This window comes from Amycolatopsis eburnea, assembly GCF_003937945.1.
Taxonomy (GTDB): domain Bacteria; phylum Actinomycetota; class Actinomycetes; order Mycobacteriales; family Pseudonocardiaceae; genus Amycolatopsis; species Amycolatopsis eburnea.
The window spans coordinates 123,948-141,184 of sequence record NZ_RSEC01000066.1 but is presented as its reverse complement, the minus strand read 5'-3'; the positions used below and the strand labels follow the sequence as shown (position 1 = coordinate 141,184).

Annotated in this window: 19 protein-coding genes; 10 read left to right on the top strand and 9 right to left on the bottom strand. The window is 71.6% G+C overall.

Going from position 1 to position 17,237, the window contains the following annotated elements:
* Nucleotides 1–2: 2 nt before the first annotated feature.
* Nucleotides 3–1,178 carry a CaiB/BaiF CoA transferase family protein gene (locus tag EIY87_RS46715; RefSeq protein WP_125316543.1) on the bottom strand — a complete coding sequence of 392 codons (1,176 nt, stop codon included), beginning with the start codon at nucleotides 1,176–1,178 and terminating at the stop codon, nucleotides 3–5.
* 21 nt (nucleotides 1,179–1,199) lie between these two features.
* On the bottom strand, nucleotides 1,200–2,180 hold the full coding sequence (locus tag EIY87_RS46710) for a glycoside hydrolase family protein (RefSeq protein ID WP_125316542.1): 981 nt from the start codon (nucleotides 2,178–2,180) through the stop codon (nucleotides 1,200–1,202).
* Between the two features lie 146 nt (nucleotides 2,181–2,326).
* On the opposite strand from EIY87_RS46710, the gene EIY87_RS46705 reads away from it, so the two are divergent.
* Genes EIY87_RS46705 through EIY87_RS46690 form a run of 4 tightly spaced genes read left to right on the top strand, consistent with a single transcriptional unit; the run spans nucleotide 2,327 to nucleotide 5,885 of the window.
* On the top strand, nucleotides 2,327–3,649 hold the full coding sequence (locus tag EIY87_RS46705; protein WP_125316541.1) for a M20/M25/M40 family metallo-hydrolase: 1,323 nt from the start codon (nucleotides 2,327–2,329) through the stop codon (nucleotides 3,647–3,649).
* Nucleotides 3,649–4,542, top strand: coding sequence for an alpha/beta fold hydrolase (locus EIY87_RS46700; RefSeq protein ID WP_125316540.1), 894 nt, complete (start codon nucleotides 3,649–3,651; stop codon nucleotides 4,540–4,542). The genes EIY87_RS46705 and EIY87_RS46700 overlap by 1 nt, the downstream gene beginning before the upstream one ends.
* Before the next feature lie 31 nt (nucleotides 4,543–4,573).
* Complete coding sequence (locus EIY87_RS46695; RefSeq protein WP_166640904.1) at nucleotides 4,574–5,173, top strand: ArsR/SmtB family transcription factor; 600 nt, start codon at nucleotides 4,574–4,576, stop codon at nucleotides 5,171–5,173.
* A complete protein-coding gene (locus EIY87_RS46690; RefSeq protein WP_125316539.1) occupies nucleotides 5,163–5,885 on the top strand; it encodes an SRPBCC family protein in 723 nt (240 codons plus the stop codon). The genes EIY87_RS46695 and EIY87_RS46690 overlap by 11 nt, the downstream gene beginning before the upstream one ends.
* Nucleotides 5,886–6,029: 144 nt before the next feature.
* On the opposite strand, the gene EIY87_RS46685 is transcribed toward EIY87_RS46690, so the two are convergent.
* From EIY87_RS46685 to EIY87_RS46675, 3 genes are all read right to left on the bottom strand, one after another.
* Nucleotides 6,030–6,254, bottom strand: coding sequence for a DUF5703 family protein (locus tag EIY87_RS46685; RefSeq protein WP_086863416.1), 225 nt, complete (start codon nucleotides 6,252–6,254; stop codon nucleotides 6,030–6,032).
* A complete protein-coding gene (locus tag EIY87_RS46680) occupies nucleotides 6,251–7,264 on the bottom strand; it encodes a YncE family protein (protein ID WP_125316538.1) in 1,014 nt (337 codons plus the stop codon). The genes EIY87_RS46685 and EIY87_RS46680 overlap by 4 nt, the downstream gene beginning before the upstream one ends.
* A 91-nt stretch (nucleotides 7,265–7,355) precedes the next feature.
* Entirely contained in the window at nucleotides 7,356–8,324 is a 969-nt protein-coding gene (locus EIY87_RS46675; RefSeq protein WP_191984537.1) for an aldo/keto reductase, read from the bottom strand.
* A gap of 87 nt (nucleotides 8,325–8,411) precedes the next feature.
* On the opposite strand from EIY87_RS46675, the gene EIY87_RS46670 reads away from it, so the two are divergent.
* The 4 genes from EIY87_RS46670 to EIY87_RS46655 all read left to right on the top strand — a co-directional run bounded on the left by EIY87_RS46670 (nucleotide 8,412) and on the right by EIY87_RS46655 (nucleotide 13,317).
* Complete coding sequence (locus EIY87_RS46670) at nucleotides 8,412–9,449, top strand: LLM class F420-dependent oxidoreductase (protein WP_125316537.1); 1,038 nt, start codon at nucleotides 8,412–8,414, stop codon at nucleotides 9,447–9,449.
* 1 nt (nucleotide 9,450) lies between these two features.
* Nucleotides 9,451–10,293 (top strand): undecaprenyl-diphosphate phosphatase, encoded by an 843-nt coding sequence (locus EIY87_RS46665; RefSeq protein WP_125316536.1) that lies wholly within the window; start codon nucleotides 9,451–9,453, stop codon nucleotides 10,291–10,293.
* A gap of 167 nt (nucleotides 10,294–10,460) precedes the next feature.
* Nucleotides 10,461–11,168, top strand: a complete 708-nt coding sequence (locus EIY87_RS46660) for a histidine phosphatase family protein (RefSeq protein WP_125316535.1) — start codon at nucleotides 10,461–10,463, stop codon at nucleotides 11,166–11,168.
* A 94-nt stretch (nucleotides 11,169–11,262) separates the two neighbouring features.
* Nucleotides 11,263–13,317: a M3 family metallopeptidase gene (locus EIY87_RS46655; protein WP_125316534.1), complete on the top strand. Its 2,055-nt coding sequence runs from the start codon at nucleotides 11,263–11,265 to the stop codon at nucleotides 13,315–13,317.
* 100 nt (nucleotides 13,318–13,417) lie between these two features.
* Here the strand turns inward: EIY87_RS46655 and EIY87_RS46650 are convergent, their stop codons facing one another.
* The 4 genes from EIY87_RS46650 to EIY87_RS46635 all read right to left on the bottom strand — a co-directional run bounded on the left by EIY87_RS46650 (nucleotide 13,418) and on the right by EIY87_RS46635 (nucleotide 16,381).
* Entirely contained in the window at nucleotides 13,418–14,074 is a 657-nt protein-coding gene (locus tag EIY87_RS46650) for an SGNH/GDSL hydrolase family protein (RefSeq protein ID WP_125316533.1), read from the bottom strand.
* A gap of 69 nt (nucleotides 14,075–14,143) precedes the next feature.
* Nucleotides 14,144–14,740: a ClpP family protease gene (locus EIY87_RS46645; RefSeq protein WP_125316532.1), complete on the bottom strand. Its 597-nt coding sequence runs from the start codon at nucleotides 14,738–14,740 to the stop codon at nucleotides 14,144–14,146.
* 125 nt (nucleotides 14,741–14,865) lie between these two features.
* Complete coding sequence (locus tag EIY87_RS46640) at nucleotides 14,866–15,846, bottom strand: malate dehydrogenase (protein WP_125316531.1); 981 nt, start codon at nucleotides 15,844–15,846, stop codon at nucleotides 14,866–14,868.
* 103 nt (nucleotides 15,847–15,949) lie between these two features.
* On the bottom strand, nucleotides 15,950–16,381 hold the full coding sequence (locus EIY87_RS46635) for a MarR family winged helix-turn-helix transcriptional regulator (protein ID WP_191984536.1): 432 nt from the start codon (nucleotides 16,379–16,381) through the stop codon (nucleotides 15,950–15,952).
* A gap of 89 nt (nucleotides 16,382–16,470) precedes the next feature.
* Between EIY87_RS46635 and EIY87_RS46630 the strand changes: the two genes are divergently transcribed.
* Together EIY87_RS46630 and EIY87_RS46625 are read left to right on the top strand one after the other, a co-directional pair.
* A complete protein-coding gene (locus tag EIY87_RS46630; protein ID WP_125316530.1) occupies nucleotides 16,471–16,875 on the top strand; it encodes a nuclear transport factor 2 family protein in 405 nt (134 codons plus the stop codon).
* Nucleotides 16,872–17,237, top strand: coding sequence for a VOC family protein (locus EIY87_RS46625; protein ID WP_125316529.1), 366 nt, complete (start codon nucleotides 16,872–16,874; stop codon nucleotides 17,235–17,237). Before EIY87_RS46630 ends, EIY87_RS46625 begins: the two co-directional genes overlap by 4 nt.

Genomic DNA, 17,237 nt, shown 5'->3' with positions numbered 1-17,237 from the left:
CGCTACACGGCTCCCCGGCGCCGCAACGCGTCCGCGTCGAAGCCGAACTCGGCCAGCACGGCGTCGGTGTGCTCGCCGACGTCCGGGACGGGGTCCATCCGGGGCGGCCGGCCGGCGACGGTGATCGGCGGCAGCGTGGCCCGGATCGGCCCGGCCGGTGTTCCCACCTCCGCGAACCGGTCGCGAGCCGTCAGCTGCGGGTGCGCCAGGACGTCGGGAAGCTCGCGGCGGCGCGCGTGCGCGATCCGGCCCGCCGCCAGCCGCCTCTCCAGTTCGGTGCCGGTCAGGCCGGCGAAGATCGCGTCGATCTCCCGCTCCAGCGCGGGCCGGTTCGCGACGCGGGCGCTGCCGGTCGCGAACCGCTCGTCGGTCACCCACTCCGGGCGTTCGACCGCGTGCTCGCAGAACGCCGCCCACTCGCGGTCGTTCTGCACGGCCAGCACCAGCTCGGTCCCGTCTCCCGCGGCGAAGGTGCCGTACGGCGCGATCGCCGGGTGGCTGGTGCCGGTCCGCGGCGGCGGCGTCCCGCCGTAACCCGCGTAGTAGAGCGGAAACCCCATCCACTCGACCAGCGAGTCGAACAGGCTGACCTCCAGCTCGGTGCCCTGCCCGGTGCGCTCCCGGTCGTAGAGCGCCGACAGGATGCCGGAGAAGGCGTACATCCCGGCGCCGATGTCCGCGGCCGGGATGCCGCTCTTGGCGGGCTCCGCGGCCGAGCCGGTCACCGAAACCAGCCCGGCTTCGGACTGGATGAGCAGGTCGTACGCCTTCGCGTCGCGGTAGGGCCCGCTCGAGCCGTACCCCGACACCGAGCACGTGATCAGCCGCGGCCGCGACGCGCGGATCGACGCCGCGCCGAGGCCGAGCCGCTCGGCGACGCCGGGGGCGAAGTTCTGCACGAAGACGTCGGCCCGGTCCAGCAGGGCCGCCATGACCTCGCCCGCGGCCGCGCTCTTGAGGTCGAGCGTGATGCTCTCCTTCGACCGGTTCAGCCAGACGAAGTGGCTGGACAGGCCGTGCACCGTTTCATCGTAGGCGCGGGCGAAGTCGCCGCTGCCCGGCCGCTCGACCTTGAGCACCCGGGCGCCGAGGTCGGCCAGGTGCCGGGTGGCCAGCGGCGCGGCGACCGCTTGTTCGCAGGACACGACGGTGACGCCGTCGAGGGGCAACGAGGGCATGGCCGCATCCTGCCACCGGCGTCAGACCGCGCGGGCGATGGCGATGTTCCCGGCGAGCCGCGCGCCCGCCTCGTAGATCATGTACTCGCGGCCCTGGTAGGTGCCGAAGCTCGGCGCCGCGCACCGCCCGTTGTCCGGGGCGCCGGCGAGGGGCGCGTGGAACACCCCGAGGTGGTTGCGCTTCGAGAAGTCGGTGCCGACCTCGGTGATCATCAGCTTCCCGCCGTGCGCGATGTCGGTGTTGTACACGACGTACGTGCTGTTGTTCCGCTCCAGCAGGTGCGGGCCGCCGATGTCCGACGCGCCGACGTCGGTGTGCCGCACCAGCGGCGTCTGGGCGAACGTCCAGTTCAGCGCGTCGGGCGACCAGCCCCAGCCGATGTCGCGGTGGTTGGTGGTGTTGTTGAGCATGAAGACCATGACGTACCGGGCGCCCTTCGCGGGCAGGTCGTGGCGGAACACCCGGGCGTACGACGTCTCGGTGGTGCCCGCGGGCTGCAGCCGCGTCGAGAGGACTTCCTTCTCGTAGGTGAAGTGGATGCCGTCGGCCGAACTGGCCAGCCGGGTCACGGTGTTTTCGCCGTGGAAGTAGAGGTAGAGCCGCTGGACGTCGTCGTTCCACAGGGCGTGCGGGGAGGAGACGTGGCTGACCGAGTACTCGCCCGGCCACGAGTTCTTGATGATCGGGTTGCCCGCGTACTCGGTGAACTCCTCGTCGAGGGAGTTCGCGTACGCCAGGCAGATCCCGCCGGGCGCGTCGTGCGGGGCGTAGTAGAGGTAGTACGCGCCGAGCGCGCCCGGGATGCGGCCCTTGGTGCCGCGGACGCACGGGAAGATCAGCTCGCCGGTGGGGTTGTAGCGCAGCTTGCTCTTCACGAGGGCGAGGCGCTGGTACCGGTAGTCCGGGAACCCGGCCGGCGCCGCGGTGGCGGCGCCGGGCAGGAACGCGGTCGCGCCGAGCGCGGCGGTGCCGGCCAGCAGGCCGCGGCGGGTGAGGGTCATGGCCGCTCCTTCGTCGTCGAAGTGTGCTGGGACGGTCGCATGAGCCGGGCGCGGCGACAAGAGAGTAATACGTATTACTGTCTCGCGGGCAGAGATGCGGGAGTTTCGGGCAAGGCCGCGGCGCCGTCGAATGATAGGAATGGCCGGTGACCGAACCGAACACCATCGAAGCCGCCGCGGCCGAAGCCGTCACGCTGACCAGCGAGCTCATCCGCATCGACACCACCAACACCGGGGACCCCGACACGCTGGTGGGGGAGCGGACGGCGGCCGAGTACGTCGCGGAGAAGCTGACCGACGCCGGCTACGAGATCACCTACGTGGAGTCGGGCGGGAAGAACCGGCACAACGTCTTCGTCCGGCTGGCGGGCGCCGACCCGGGCCGGGGCGCGCTGCTGATCCACGGGCACCTCGACGCCGTCCCGGCGGACCCGTCGGAGTGGTCGGTCCACCCGTTCTCCGGCGCGATCCAGGACGACTACGTCTGGGGCCGCGGCGCGGTCGACATGAAGGACATGTGCGGGATGGCGCTCGCGCTGGCCCGGCACTACAAGCTGAACGGCATCGTGCCCCCGCGCGACCTCGTCTTCGCCTTCCTCGCCGACGAAGAGGCCGGCGGCAAGTACGGCGCCCAGTGGCTGGTCGAGAACCGGCCCGAGCTGTTCGAGGGCGTCACCGAGGCGATCAGCGAGGTCGGCGGCTTCTCGATCACGCTCAAGGACGACGTCCGCGCGTACCTGATCGAGACGGCCGAAAAGGGCATCCGCTGGATGAAGCTGCGCGTGCGCGGCACCGCCGGCCACGGCTCGATGATCCACCGCGACAACGCCGTCACCAAGCTCGCCGAGGCCGTCGCCAAGCTCGGCAACCACCGCTTCCCGCTGGTGCTCACCGATTCGGTGAAGGAGTTCCTCGCCGGCGTCACCGAGATCACCGGCTGGGACTTCCCGGAGGACGACCTCGAAGGCTCGGTCGCCAAGCTGGGCAACATCTCCCGGATGATCGGCGCGACCCTGCGCGACACCGCCAACCCGACCATGCTGACCGCCGGGTACAAGTCCAACGTCATCCCGTCGGTCGCCGAAGCCGCGGTCGACTGCCGGATCCTGCCCGGCCGGCTCGAGGCCTTCGACCGCGAGCTCGACGAGCTGCTCGGCCCGGACATCGAGAAGGAGTGGATGGAGCTCCCGCCGGTCGAGACGACGTTCGACGGCGCGCTCGTCGACGCGATGACCGCCGCGGTGCTCGCCGAGGACCCGGGCGCGAAGACGCTGCCGTACATGCTCTCCGGCGGCACCGACGCCAAGTCGTTCCAGCAGCTCGGCATCCGCAACTTCGGTTTCGCGCCGCTGAAGCTGCCCGCGGACCTCGACTTCTCGGCGCTCTTCCACGGCGTCGACGAGCGGGTCCCGGTCGAGGCCCTGAAGTTCGGCACCCGCGTGCTGGACCGGTTCCTGCGCACGTCCTGATGACCGGCTTCGCGCTCGCCGACGGTACGTCCCTGCAGGTCATCCGCAGGGGCGACCCGGCGGCGCCGGTGACCGTGGTGTTCGTCCACGGCTACGCGCTCGACCAGCGCAGCTGGGGCCGGATCGCGCCGCTGGTGCCGGACGCGGCCGAGGGTCCGGTGGCCGTGCTGACCTACGACCAGCGCGGCCACGGCGGTTCGGGCCGGGCGCGGCGCGGCACCGCGACCATGGCGCAGCTCGGCGACGACCTCGCCGAGCTGCTCTCCCGGGAGGCGCCCGAAGGCCGGGTGGTGCTCGTCGGCCACGACATGGGCGGCCTGGCGATCATGTCGCTGTCGCAGCGGCACCCGGAGCTGTTCGCCGCGCGGGTGTCCGGCCTGGTGCTGCTGGCGACGTCGTCGGGGACCCTCGCCACCGAGGTCTCGGCGGCCTGGCCCAACGCGCTGGGGAAGCTGGCGCGCGACCTCGAAGCGGTGCTCGGCTCGAAGCTGTTCGGCGTCGTGCGCGAGCACACCAGCCGAGCGGTCAGCGCGGGCCTGCGCTGGTGGCTCTTCGGCGACGACCCGGACCCGGAGCTGGTCGAGCTGACCGTGAAGATGATCCGCGGCAACTGGCCGCACACCGTCTCGCTGTTCCGCCCGGCGCTGGACGCCTACGCGCGCGACGCGGCGCTGGCCCAGGTGAGCGGCGTGCCGGTGACGGCGATCGTGGGGGAGCGGGACCGGATCGTGCGGGCCTCCGACGTCGAGCAGTGGGCCGGCGGGCTCGATGACGGGACGGCCGTGGTGCTGCCGGGCGTCGGGCACGTCGTCCCACTGGAAGCCGCGGCCCAGGTGCTGCCGCGGGTCGTCGCGCTCGTCAACGCCAGCTACCGACAAGACAAGAGTTCTTGACAACTTCTCTGTTCGGCGCGAAGCTGGGCGCATGTTTTCCGTGGCGGTGATCGAAGACCCGGCCGCGGCCGAGGTGTCGCTGGACCCGATCCGCGCGCGCCTGCTGGCCGAGCTGGCCGAACCCGCGTCCGCGACGATGCTCGCGGCCCGGGTGGACCTGCCGCGCCAGAAGGTCAACTACCACCTGCGTGCGCTGGAGGCGCACGGCCTGGTGGAGCTGGTCGAGGAGCGGCGCAAGGGCAACGTCACCGAGCGGATGATGCGGGCGACGGCGTCGTCGTACGTCATCTCGCCGGCCGCGCTCGCCGCGGTCCAGCCCGACCCCGCGCAGTCGCCGGACCGGCTTTCGGCCCGCTGGCTGCTCGCCGTGGCCGGCCGGCTGGTCCGCGACGTCGGCCTGCTCATCACCGGCGCGGCCAAGGCGAAGCAGCGGGTCGCGACCTTCGCGCTCGACGGTGAGGTGCGGTTCGCCTCGCCCGCCGACCGGGCCGCGTTCGCCGAGGAGCTGACCACGGCGATCACCACCCTGGTCGGCAAGTACCACGACGAAGCGGCCGAGAAGGGCCGCGGCTACCGGGTGGTCGTCGCCGTGCACCCGAGCATCCCGGAGGAGACCGCCAGTGGGGCATGAGTTCGAGGCGACCGACGTCGCCGAAGTCGACGCGACGCCGGAGCAGGTGTGGGAGGCCATCGCGACCGGACCGGGCATCGACTCGTGGTTCATGGGCCGCAACGAGGTCGAGGGCGGCACCGGCGGCGTGGTCCGCGGCGCGTTCGGCGCGTACCAGCCGGAGTACCGGATCCGCGAGTGGGACCCGCTCGAGAAGCTCGTCTACGGCAACGAGCCGGGGCCGGACGGGCGGAAGATCGCCTACGAGTTCCTCATCGAGGGCCGCGACGGCGGCAGCTCGGTCATCCGCTGCGTCACCAGCGGCTTCCTGCCCGGCGACGACTGGGAGGACGAGTTCGAGGCGATGACCGCCGGCGGCGCGCTGTTCTTCCGCACGCTGGTCGAGTACGTCACCCACTTCGCCGGCCGCACGGCGGTCCCGGTGACGGTGTTCGGCCCGCCGGTGGCGGATTGGGACGAGGCGTGGGCCCGGCTCGGGACGGCGCTGGGGTTGCCGGCACGGCCTGCCCTGGGCGACCGCGTCTCACTCGGCGGCGTCGTCTACGCGGTCAACGACCAGACGGTCGGGATCCGGACGGCGGACGCGATGCTCCGGTTCATGAAGGGCTTCCACGGCCCGATGGTCGCGGCCCACCACATCTTCACCCCGGGCGCGGACGCGGCGACCGAGGAGAAGACCTGGAGCGACTGGCTGAACCGGGTGCTCGGCTGACAGTCGAGCGGCAGGGCCCGACCCCAAGCGCCCCAAGGCGGCCTTGGTTGCGTCTGACGCACCGAAGGCCGCCTTGGTTGCGTCTGACGCACCGAAGGCCACATTGGGGCGCTTGGCCCGGGCGAGGAACAAGGTGCGGTTCGGCTAGGTCGGGAGGGCGCCCGGCAGGCTCTGGGCCGTCTTCTTGCGGCGCAGCCAGACCCGGCGCGTGCCGTCGGCGTAGAGCCGCACGGTGCGCAGTTCCCAGCCCGCGAACTCCGCGTGGATGGAGAGCTGGATCGCCGCCGCACGCCGGGACACGCCCGGGGGGAGGTGCAGGCGGCGGTACTCCCAATCCCCTTCGACCACCGCCTCGCTGACCGTCGTCATGGCTGGATCACCTGGGTCCCTTCTCCGGCGGCCGAGCCGACGAGCACGCGGCCGCTGCTCTCGTCCACCCCGACCGAGTCCGGCTGGCGCACGGTCGGGAACCGGTACTTCTCCACGGGTTCGCCGCCGCGGACGTCGAACCCGACCACTTCGTTGCGTTCGGTGAGCGTCACCCAGGCCAGGCTCCGCTTCGCGTCGTAGGCGATCCCGTACGGCGCGCCGGGCACCGGGTACCGCTGGCGCATGATCAGCGGCGAAGCCGAGAACGCGATCAGCGCGCCCGCGCGCGCGTCGGTCACCAGCACGCGGCCGTAGGAGTCCGCCACCGCGTTCGCGGCGCCGTCGCCCGCGCGCAGGCCCTCGTTGACCTTCCCGGCCGCGACGTCGAGCGAGAACACCGCCGTCCGCAGCCGGTCCAGCACCACCACGCCCGTCCCGGTGTCCACGACGTCGTCGGCGCTGTAGAGCTGCCCGCCGATCGTCCGCGCCGGACCCGCCGCCGGCAGCACCTGGATGTCCTTCGCCGGCCCCATCGCGACCAGCCGGTCGGCGCCGTAGGCGATGCTCGACGCGGGCTGCCCGCCCGTCTTCGTCTCCGTGAGCTTCCGGTCCGGCAGCGACAGCCGTTGCACCACACCCTGCGCCGGCTCCGCGATCTCGACCCGCCCGGGCGTTACGGTCAGCTTCTCCGCCTTGCCGTATAACGGCATATTCATCGGGGCGGACGCGAGCGCGTTCAGGTCGTAGAGCCGCAGCGACGGCGGTTCGGAAAGCGCGACGACGAGGGTCGAGGTCTTCGCGTCGACGGCGAGGGCGGAAACCGCGCCGCCGGGCAGGACCTGCCCGGCGGGTTTCACGCTCACCGCGGGGGAGACCGCCGGGCGCGCCGCCTGCGGGTTCGCCACGATCTGCAGCTCGTCGCTGGTGTCCTTCGCCGACGAGCAGCCCGAGAGCACCAGGGCACCGGCCAGCGGCAGCGCGATCCACGACACGGCGGTGAGCCGACGCACGCTGTGGCCTCCGGATGTCCCTCGGTGGTTGGTCTTCACCAGCATGCCCCTCGATCCCCTTGCCGTCACGTCCGTGTCACCCAACAGACACCTACCGCGGCCAGCGCTCGGGGTAGCCGACCTCGATCGCGCTGACGTCGTCGAGCGCGGACCGGATGGCGGGCGGCAGGGTGATGGCTTCGGCGGCCAGCGAGCCGGTGAGCTGACCGGTGTCGCGCGCGCCGACGACCGGGGCGACGACGCCCGGCCGGTCGCGGACCCAGGCCAGCGCGACGGCCAGCGGCGAGGTGCCCAGCCCGTCGGCGGCGGTGGCGACCGCCTGCACGATCCGGGCGGCGCGGTCGGTGCGGTGGTGCTCGACGTAGCCGGCGTACGCGCTGTTGGCGCCGCGCGAGTCGGCGGGCGTGCCGGTGCGGTACTTGCCGGTCAGCACGCCGCGGCCGAGCGGCGCCCAGGGCAGCAGCCCGATGCCGTGGTGCTCGGCGGCGGGGACGACTTCGCGGTCGACGCCGCGTTCGAGCAGCGAGTACTCGACCTGGGTGGAGACGATCGGGGCGGCCGCCGCGGCGCCGGCGGCCGCGGTCGCCAGCTGCCAGCCCGCGTAGTTCGAGACGCCGACGTAGCGGACCTTCCCGCTGGTCACGGCGTACTCGAGGGCGGACAGCGTCTCGGCGAGGGGCACGCAGCCGTCCCAGGCGTGCAGCTGCCACAGGTCGATGTGGTCGGTGCCGAGGCGCCGCAGCGAGCCGTCGAGCGCGCCGAGCAGCGCGCCGCGGGAGGCGCCGCCGCCGAACGGGCCGTCGGTGCGCTTGGCGACCGCCTTCGTCGCGAGGACGACGTCTTCCCGGGGGACGAGGTCACCGAGCAGCGAGCCGAGCACGCGCTCGCTCTCGCCTTCGCCGTAGATGTCGGCCGTGTCCACCAGGGTGCCGCCGGCGTCGACGAAGGCGACCAGCTGGCTGGCCGCTTCCTCCGCGTCGGTGTCGCCACCCCAGGTCATGGTGCCGAGCGCCATCCGCGAGACGCGCAGTCCCGAGCGGCCGAGCAGTCGCTTTTCCACGACCGCCGAGCCTAGTGGGCGGGCCCCGGCGAACCTGACCAAGGTGAGTCGTGTCGCGGCCGAGGGCCCCCGTTAGGGTTCGGCCCCGTGCGACTCGGACTCAACCTCGGCTACTGGGGAGCGGGGAACGACCCCGCGAACCTGGCACTGGCGAAACAGGCGGAAGACCTCGGTTACGCCGTCGTGTGGGCCGCGGAGGCCTACGGCTCGGACGCGGTGACGGTGCTCACGTGGCTCGCGGCGAAGACGTCGCGGATCGACGTCGGTGCCGCCGTGCTGCAGATCCCGGCCCGGACGCCGGCGGCGACCGCGATGACCGCGGCGACGCTGGACACGCTCTCGGGCGGCCGGTTCCGGCTCGGGCTGGGCGTGTCGGGTCCGCAGGTGTCGGAGGGCTGGCACGGCGTGCGGTTCACCTCGCCGGTGGAGCGCACCCGGGAGTACGCCGCGATCGTGCGGTCGGCGCTGCGCCGCGAGCGCGTCCGGTTCGAGGGCGAGCACTTCACGCTGCCGCTGCCGGACGGCCCCGGCAAGGCGCTGCGGCTCACCGTCCGCCCGGCGCGCAAGGACCTCCCGCTCTACTTGGCCGCGATCGGCCCGAAGAACCTGGAGCTGACCGGCGAGATCGCCGACGGCTGGCTCCCGGTGTTCTTCGCGCCGTCCCACGCGGGGGAGCAGCTGGCGCGGATCCGGGCGGGTGCGGAGCGGGCCGGGCGCACGCTGGAGGGCTTCGACGTCGCGCCGAACGTGCCGCTGGTGCCCGGGGCCGACTGGCGGGAGTGCGCGGACGCCGTCCGTGCCTACGCGGCCCTGTACCTGGGCGGGATGGGGAGCAGGGAGAAGAACTTCTACAACCGGCTGGCGTGCCGGATGGGCTTCGCGGCCGAAGCCGCGAAGGTGCAGGAGCTGTACCTGGACGGCGACCGGGCCGGGGCGATGGCGGCGGTGCCGCTGGAGTTCCTCGACGCGACGTCGCTGCTGGGACCGAAGGAACGGATCGCGGAGAAGATGACCGAATTCGCCGAAGCCGGCGTGACGACCCTGTCGGTGTCGCCGTTCACCCCGGAGCCGGCCGGCGCGCTGGCCACCGCCGTCGAGGCGCTCGAGCTGGCGGGGGTGGCCTGACGTGGGCTGGTTCGAAGCACTGGTGCTGGGCCTGGTCCAGGGCCTGACCGAGTTCCTGCCGATCTCGTCGAGCGCGCACCTGCGCATCGTCGCGGCACTGGCCGGCTGGGACGACCCGGGCGCGGCGTTCACCGCGGTCACCCAGATCGGCACCGAGCTGGCGGTGATCCTCTACTTCGGCCCGAAGATCGGGAAGATCCTGCAGGCCTGGTTCTTCTCGCTGTACAAGCCGGAGTGGCGCCGCGCCCCGGACGCCCGCCTGGGCTGGCTGATCATCGTCGGCTCGCTGCCGATCGTGGTGCTGGGCCTGCTGCTGCAGGACCAGATCGACAGCGCGTTCCGCGACCTGCGGATCACGGCTTCGGTGCTGATCGTGTTCGGCCTGATCCTGCTGCTCGCCGACCGCATCGGGAAGCAGGAGCGCACGCTCGACCACCTGACCGTCCCGCACGGCCTCGGCTTCGGCTTCGCCCAGGCGCTCGCCCTGATCCCCGGCGTGTCGCGGTCGGGCGGCACGACGAGCGCGGGGCTGCTGCTGGGCTACACCCGCGCGGAGGCGGCGGAGTACTCGTTCCTGCTGGCGCTGCCGGCGGTGTTCGGGTCGGGCGTGTACAAGCTCAAGGACATCGGCTCCGGCGAGGTGCCGGCCCAGTGGGGCCCGACGATCCTGGCGACGCTGGTGGCGTTCGGGGTCGGGTACGTGGTGATCGCGTGGCTGATGGCCTACATCAAGAAGCGCAGCTTCGTGCCGTTCGTGGTGTACCGCCTGGTGCTGGGCGTGCTGCTGTTCGTGCTGATCTTCACCGGCGCGCTGGACCCGAACGCGGGCCCGGTCGGCCACTGATCCGCCGGGTCGCCGGGCGTCGCAGGGATGTCATGAAAGGGTCGTTCATGTCGTCTGACGAGGTGAACGACCCTTTCATGACGTCGCGAACCGCCGGACAGGCCGAACCGGCCCGACTTTGCCCTACGTGGGGACCGCGTGATCGGTCCCCACGTAGGGTGGGGCCCGTGAGTACGGTGATCCTCCTCCGGCACGGCAAGTCGACGGCCAACGGTTCCGGCGTCCTCGCCGGCCGCTCGCCGAAGGTGAACCTCGACGAGACCGGCCGCGCGCAGGCGGAGAAGCTCGTCGAGCGGCTGGACGGCGTCCCCCTCGCGGCGCTGGTCGTGTCGCCCATGCTGCGGTGCAAGCAGACGGTCGGCCCGCTGGCGGCGGCGCGCGGTCTCGAGAAGATCGTCGAGCCCGGGCTGTCCGAAGTGGACTACGGCGACTGGACCGGCAAGGAACTCAAGCACCTGGCGAAGGAACCGCTTTGGCGGGTCGTGCAGGCGCACGCCTCCGCGGCGGTCTTCCCCGGCGGCGAGGGGCTCGCGCAGATGCAGGCGCGGTCGGTGGCCGCCGTCCGCGCGCACGACCGGCGGATCGCCGCCGAGCACGGTGAGCACGCCGTGTGGCTCCTGTGCAGCCACGGTGACGTGATCAAGTCCATCCTCGCCGACGCGCTCGGGCAGCACCTCGACGCCTTCCAGCGGATCGTCGTCGACCCGGCGTCCATCTCGGTCGTGCGGTACACCGAGACGCGGCCGTTCGTGATGCGCGTCAACGACCACGGTGGCGACCTGCGCGGCATCGTGCCGCCGGAGCCCAAGCCGAAACGGGGCAAAAAGGCCGTGCCGAGCAGCGACGCCGTCGTCGGCGGTAGCACCGGGCGGTGAGCTTGGCCACCTCCGGAAAGCGCTGACATCGATGGCGGGGGAACCCGTAGGGTGGCGGGACCGAGTGTTCCACCCCGACCAGGAGCCTGCGCCGATGATTTCGCCGGACAACCCGTTCGCCGCACCCAGCGAGCTGCCCTACGCCCTGCCGCCGTTCGACCGGATCGCCGACGAGCACTACCGGCCCGCGTTCGAGGCGGGGCTGGCCGAGCACGCGGCGGAGATCGAGCAGATCGCGGCCCAGGACGCCGAGCCGACGTTCGACAACACCATCGTGGCGCTCGAGCGCGCCGGCGAGCTGCTGAGCCGCGTGGCGAGCGTGTTCTACAACCTTTCCGGGTCCAACAGCACCGACGAGATCCAGGCCATCCAGGCGGAGTTCGCGCCCAAGCTGGCCGCCCACCACGACGCGATCCACCTGAACCCGAAGCTGTTCGCCCGCATCGACGCCCTGCACGCCAAGCGCGGCGAGCTCGGCCTCGACGAGGAGTCGCTGCGGCTGCTGGAACGGCGGCACCTCGACTTCAGCCGCGCGGGTGCCGGGCTGGGCGAGGCCGAGCAGGCCCGCCTGCGCGAGCTGAACGGGCAGCTGTCCACCCTGCAGACGAAGTTCCAGCAGAACCTCCTCAAGGACACCAACGAGCTCGCCGTCGTCATCGAGGACCGGGCGGAGCTGGCCGGCTTCGGCGAGGGCGCGATCGCCACCGCGGCCGAAGCGGCGTCCGCCCGCGGTGAGGACGGCAAGTACGTCATCCCGCTGACCCTGCCGACGAGCCAGGCGTCGCCGCTGGAGACGCTGCGCGACCGCGAAGTCCGCGCGCGGATCCACGCCGCTTCGATGGCGCGGGGCAACGGCGGCAACGACTTCGACAACAACGGGGTCGTCGCCGAGATCGTCCGCCTGCGCGCCGAGCGCGCCGCGCTGCTGGGCTACCCGAACCACGCGGCGTACGTCATCGCCGACGAGACGGCCAAGACGGCGGAAGCCGCGGCCGGGCTGCTCGAGCGGCTGGCGCCCGCCGCGGTCGCGAACGCCCGCGCCGAAGCCGCGGAACTGCAGGAGCTGCTGGAAGCCGACGTGCCGGGCGCGAAGCTGCGGCCGTCGGACTGGCCGTTCTACGCCGCCCAGGTCCGCCGCGAGCGCTTCGACGTCGACACCGAGGCGCTGCGGCCGTACTTCGAGGCCGACCGCGTCTACCTCGACGGCGTCTTCTTCGCCGCGAGCAAGCTCTACGGCCTCACCATCACCGAGCGGGACGACCTGCCGAAGTACCACCCGGAGGTCCGGACCTTCGAGGTCTTCGACGCCGACGGCACCCCGCTCGGCCTGTACCTGCTCGACCTCTACGCCCGCGACGCCAAGCGCGGCGGCGCCTGGATGAACACCTTCGTCGACCAGTCCGAGCTGCTGGACCGCAAGACGGTCGTGGTGAACGTCCTCAACGTCGGCAAGCCGCCGGCGGGGGAGCCGACCCTGCTGACCTTCGACGAGGTCGTGACGGCGTTCCACGAGTTCGGCCACGCCCTGCACGCGCTGGTCTCCTCGGTCCGCTACCCGACCTTCTCCGGCACCAACGTGCCCCGCGACTTCGTCGAATACCCGTCTCAGGTCAACGAGATGTGGATGCTGTGGCCTGAGGTGCTGGCCAACTACGCCAAGCACCACGAGACGGGCGAGGCGCTGCCGCAGGAGCAGGTCGACAAGCTCCTCGCCGCCCAGCAGTACGGCGAAGGCTTCGCCACCACCGAGTACCTCGCGGCGTCCCTGCTCGACCAGGCCTGGCACGGGCTCGGCGTCGACGACCGGGTGGGGGAGGTCCAGCGCTTCGAGGCCGAGGCGCTCGTGAAGGCGGGCGTGGCCGTCGAGGCGATCCCGCCGCGCTACCGCACGACGTACTTCGCGCACATCTTCAGCGGCGGCTACAGCGCCGGGTACTACTCGTACATCTGGAGCGAGGTCCTCGACGCCGACACCGTCCAGTGGTTCCGGGAGAGCGGGGGACTGACCCGCGAGAACGGCGACCACTTCCGCCGCACCCTGCTGGGCCGCGGTGGCAGCGTCGACCCGATGGACGCCTTCCGGGCGTTCCGCGGCCGCGACCCGGAGATCGAGCCGCTGCTGGCCCGCCGTGGGCTCAACGGAGTCTGACCATCTGAGTGTATAACGACCTATACCGCGGGGCTGGTTTTCAGAACCGCCCCGCGGTTGCTTGTGACACCGCAAAACACGCATAGAACAGGGGGCCCTTTCAGGCGACCAGCCGCAACCAAGCTTCCGCGAGTGCCGCGTGGCCGGCGGGGGTCGGGTGCACGCCGTCCTTGGACCAGCGTCGCGGTCCGGTTTCCGCGGAGAGCGCGGCGAACATGCGGTCGGCGGCGAGCAGGTGGGCACCGTACTCGCTCGCGAGGTTCCGCACGGCCTGGATCTTCGGGTCGAGGCCGGCTCGCCAGTCCCGGCGCACGTCGTCGTCGATGCGGATGTCGCCGGCTTCGGTGACCCCTTCGACCGGCAGGAGGAACGGCTCGATGAGGATCAGCTCCGTGCCGGCTTCGGCGAGGGGGGCGAGCAGGCGGTCGTAGCCCGCCGCGAACTCGTCCGCGGAGACTTCGCGGACGTGGGGATCGAAGGTGTGGCGCCCGTTGTCGTTGACGCCGACGAGGACCGACACCACGTCGGGGTGGGCGTCGAGGACGTCGGTCTGCCAGCGGGCTTCGAGGTCGGTCACGGTGTGGCCGGCGTCGGCGGTGTCGAGCCAGGTGATGGGACGGCCGGGGTGGCGGAAGCACCATTCGCCGGCGACGAGCAGGGGGTAGCCGCAGCGGTCTTCGCCTTCCGGCCGCCAGAGGGTGGTGATGGAGTCGCCGGCGAAGAGCACGGTGCTGTGGGGCTTCAAGGTGATCGTCATGGGGCCGAGCGTGGTGGTGCCGGCTGGCGGGGGACGCACAGCGGGCTGGCATCCCCCGCTTTCGCGCTGTCAGGCCGTGGCGGTGCGTTCGTTCGCCACGATGTGGTCGACGAAGCCGTAGGTGAGGGCTTCGTCGGCGTCGAACCAGCGGTCGCGGTCGGCGTCGGCGGTGATGCGTTCGACGGTCTGGCCGGTCTGGGCGGCGGTGATCTGGGCGATGCGGCGTTTCATCTTGCCGAAGACCTCGGCCTGGATGGCGATGTCGGTGGCGGCGCCGCCGATGCCTGCGGAGGGCTGGTGCATGACGATGCGGGTGTTGGGGAGCAGGTAGCGCTTGCCGGGGGTGCCGGAGGTGAGCAGGAACTGGCCCATGGAGGCGACGAAGCCGAGGCCCCAGGTGGCGACGTCGGGTTTGACGAGCTGCATGGTGTCGTAGATGGCCATGCCGGCGGTGACGGAGCCGCCGGGGGAGTTGATGTAGAAGGTGATGTCCTTGTCGGGGTCGTCGGCGGCGAGGAGGAGGAGCTGGGCGACGATGCGGTTGGCGACCTCGTCGGTGACTTCGGAGCCGAGGAAGACGATGCGGTCGCGCAGGAGCTGCTGGTAGACCGATTCGTCGGGGCTCTGGGTCGGGGTGTGCATGTCGGGTAGGGCGAGAAGGGTCATGGGCCGACGGTAGGGCCGGAGATCCGTTGGGCGGGGCGGGTTTCGCTGTGGGCGTGCGGTGTTCGCCGGGCGCGAAAAGGGGCCGCCGTCCGGTGTGGACGGCGGCCCCTTGTGCGGGTGTGGGCTCAGATGAGGCCGAGCTTCTTGACGGTGTCGCGCTCTTCGACGAGCTCCGCGACGGAGGCGTCGATGCGGGCGCGGGAGAAGTCGTCGATCTCGAGGCCCTGGACGATCTCGTACTTGCCGTCCTTGGCGGTGACGGGGAAGGACGAGATGATGCCTTCGGCGACGCCGTAGGAGCCGTCGGAGACGACGCCGGCGGAGGTCCAGTCGCCGGCCGGGGTGCCGTTGACCCAGGTGTAGACGTGGTCGATGGCGGCGGAGGCGGCCGAGGCGGCGGAGGAGAGGCCGCGGGCTTCGATGATGGCGGCGCCGCGCTTGGCGACGGTGGGGATGAAGTCGTTCTCGAGCCAGGCCTGGTCGACCTCGACGGCCTTGCCGCCGACCTCGGCGTGCTGGACCGAGGGGTACTGGGTGGCGGAGTGGTTGCCCCAGATGGCGAGCTTCTTGAGGTCGGTGACGGGGACGCCGAGCTTCTTGGAGAGCTGGGCGAGGGCGCGGTTGTGGTCGAGGCGGGTCATCGCGGTGAAGCGGTCGGCGGGTACGTCGGGGGCGTGCGACTGGGCGATGAGGGCGTTGGTGTTGGCGGGGTTGCCGACGACGAGGACCTTGATGTCGTCGGCGGCGCCGGCGTTGATGGCTTCGCCCTGGGGCTTGAAGATGCCGCCGTTGGCTTCGAGGAGGTCGCCGCGCTCCATGCCCTTGCTGCGGGGGCGGGCGCCGACGAGGAGGGCGATGTTGGTGCCTTCGAAGGCCTGCTTGGGGTCGTCGAAGATGTCGATGCCGGCCAGGAGCGGGAAGGCGCCGTCGTCGAGCTCCATGGCGGTGCCCTCGGCCGCCTTGACCGCCTGCGGGATCTCGAGGAGCCGCAGCTTCACCGGGACGTCCTGGCCGAGGAGCTGACCGGAAGCGATGCGGAAGAGCAGCGCGTAGCCGATCTGGCCGGCGGCGCCGGTGACGGTCACGTTGACAGGGGCTTGGGTCATTGCGGTACTCCAGCTTGAGACGACTTTGGCTAGTGCAGTGGAGCCTATCCCTCCTGGGCGTCGCTGGTCGGGTGCGTCCAGTCACTGTTGCGTGGATCGCTTTTCAGCTGTCGGTGACGTTGGCGGCCAGTCGGTGGAGGAGGTCGGCGAGCTGGGCGATCTCGGTGTCGGTGAGGCCTTTTCGCATCCGTTGGTCGTGGGCGATGGCGGCGGTGGCGAGGCGGTGGAAGAGCTGTTCGCCGTGTTCGGTGAGTTCGACGAGGTGGACGCGGCGGTTTTCGGGGTCGCGGCGGCGGGTGACGAGGCCGGCGGTTTCCATGCCGTTGAGGTGGTGGGTGAGGGTGGCGCCTTGGATGCCGACGGCGTCGGCGAGTTCGCGTTGGTTGGCGACGGGGTGGGTTTTGAGGGAGATGAGGATCTGCCAGACGGGTTGGGAGCCGCCGGCGGCGGCGAGGGCCTGGTCGAAGGCGCGGCCTGCGGTTTTGGCGGTGCGGGCGAGGACGACGCCGATGGGGGCGGTGGTGGGTGGTGGCACGGGCAGGACCTTACCGCAGATGTCTAACCGTTTGACATCTAATCGTTCGACTTCTAACGTTGGGCTCATCGAACCGGAAGGGGAACGCGATGAGCACCGAAGAGCAGGTCCGCGAGTTCGGCCGCGTGTGGGCGGCGGCGGAGGAGCGGGGTGACACCGCAGTGCTGGCCGGCCTGGCCGCCGACGGGTTCCGGCTGGTCGGCCCGCTGGGCTTCGTCCTGGACCGAGACCAGTGGCTGGCCCGCTACGGCGGCGGTGACCTGGTGACCGAGAAGCTGACGTGGGACGAGGTGGAGGTCCGCGACTTCGGCACGACCGCGATCGCGATCGGCGTGCACGAGCAGGTCGCGAAGCACCGCGGCAACCCGGTGAACGGCCGGTTCCGCGCCACGCACGTCCTGGTCCGCGAGGATGACCGCTGGCTGCTGGCCGGCATCCACCTGAGCCCGATCGGCGGGCCGCCGCCGTTCGCACCGGCGGGAGAGCGGCGATGAGCGTCGAGCTGAATCACACGATCGTGTGTGTCACGGACCGGGAGAAGTCGGCGGAGTTCCTGGCCGGGATCCTCGGCTTGGCGGTGGGGCCGGTGACCGGGCCGTTCGTGCCGGTCCGGCTGGCGAACGGGGTCACGCTGGACTACCTGCGGGTCGACCGGGTGACGAGCCAGCACTACGCGTTCCTGGTCGGCGACGACGACTTCGACGCCGCGCTGGCGCGGATCGAGCGGGCCGGGATCGCGTACTGGGCGGACCCGTTCCACGAGCGGGCCGGGGAGCTCAACTCGATGAACGGCGGCCGCGGGGTCTACTTCGAGGACCCGGACGGTCACAACCTGGAACTGCTGACGAGGGGGTAG

Bases quoted from the DNA above. Each gene is read 5' to 3' on its own strand.
- EIY87_RS46715 (WP_125316543.1), bottom strand. From the start codon at position 1,178: ATGCCCTCGTTGCCCCTCGACGGCGTCACCGTCGTGTCCTGCGAACAA.
- EIY87_RS46710 (WP_125316542.1), bottom strand. From the start codon at position 2,180: ATGACCCTCACCCGCCGCGGCCTGCTGGCCGGCACCGCCGCGCTCGGC.
- EIY87_RS46700 (WP_125316540.1), top strand. From the start codon at position 3,649: ATGACCGGCTTCGCGCTCGCCGACGGTACGTCCCTGCAGGTCATCCGC.
- EIY87_RS46695 (WP_166640904.1), top strand. From the start codon at position 4,574: ATGTTTTCCGTGGCGGTGATCGAAGACCCGGCCGCGGCCGAGGTGTCG.
- EIY87_RS46685 (WP_086863416.1), bottom strand. From the start codon at position 6,254: ATGACGACGGTCAGCGAGGCGGTGGTCGAAGGGGATTGGGAGTACCGC.
- EIY87_RS46655 (WP_125316534.1), top strand. From the start codon at position 11,263: ATGATTTCGCCGGACAACCCGTTCGCCGCACCCAGCGAGCTGCCCTAC.
- EIY87_RS46650 (WP_125316533.1), bottom strand. From the start codon at position 14,074: ATGACGATCACCTTGAAGCCCCACAGCACCGTGCTCTTCGCCGGCGAC.
- EIY87_RS46645 (WP_125316532.1), bottom strand. From the start codon at position 14,740: ATGACCCTTCTCGCCCTACCCGACATGCACACCCCGACCCAGAGCCCC.
- EIY87_RS46640 (WP_125316531.1), bottom strand. From the start codon at position 15,846: ATGACCCAAGCCCCTGTCAACGTGACCGTCACCGGCGCCGCCGGCCAG.
- EIY87_RS46630 (WP_125316530.1), top strand. From the start codon at position 16,471: ATGAGCACCGAAGAGCAGGTCCGCGAGTTCGGCCGCGTGTGGGCGGCG.
- EIY87_RS46625 (WP_125316529.1), top strand. From the start codon at position 16,872: ATGAGCGTCGAGCTGAATCACACGATCGTGTGTGTCACGGACCGGGAG.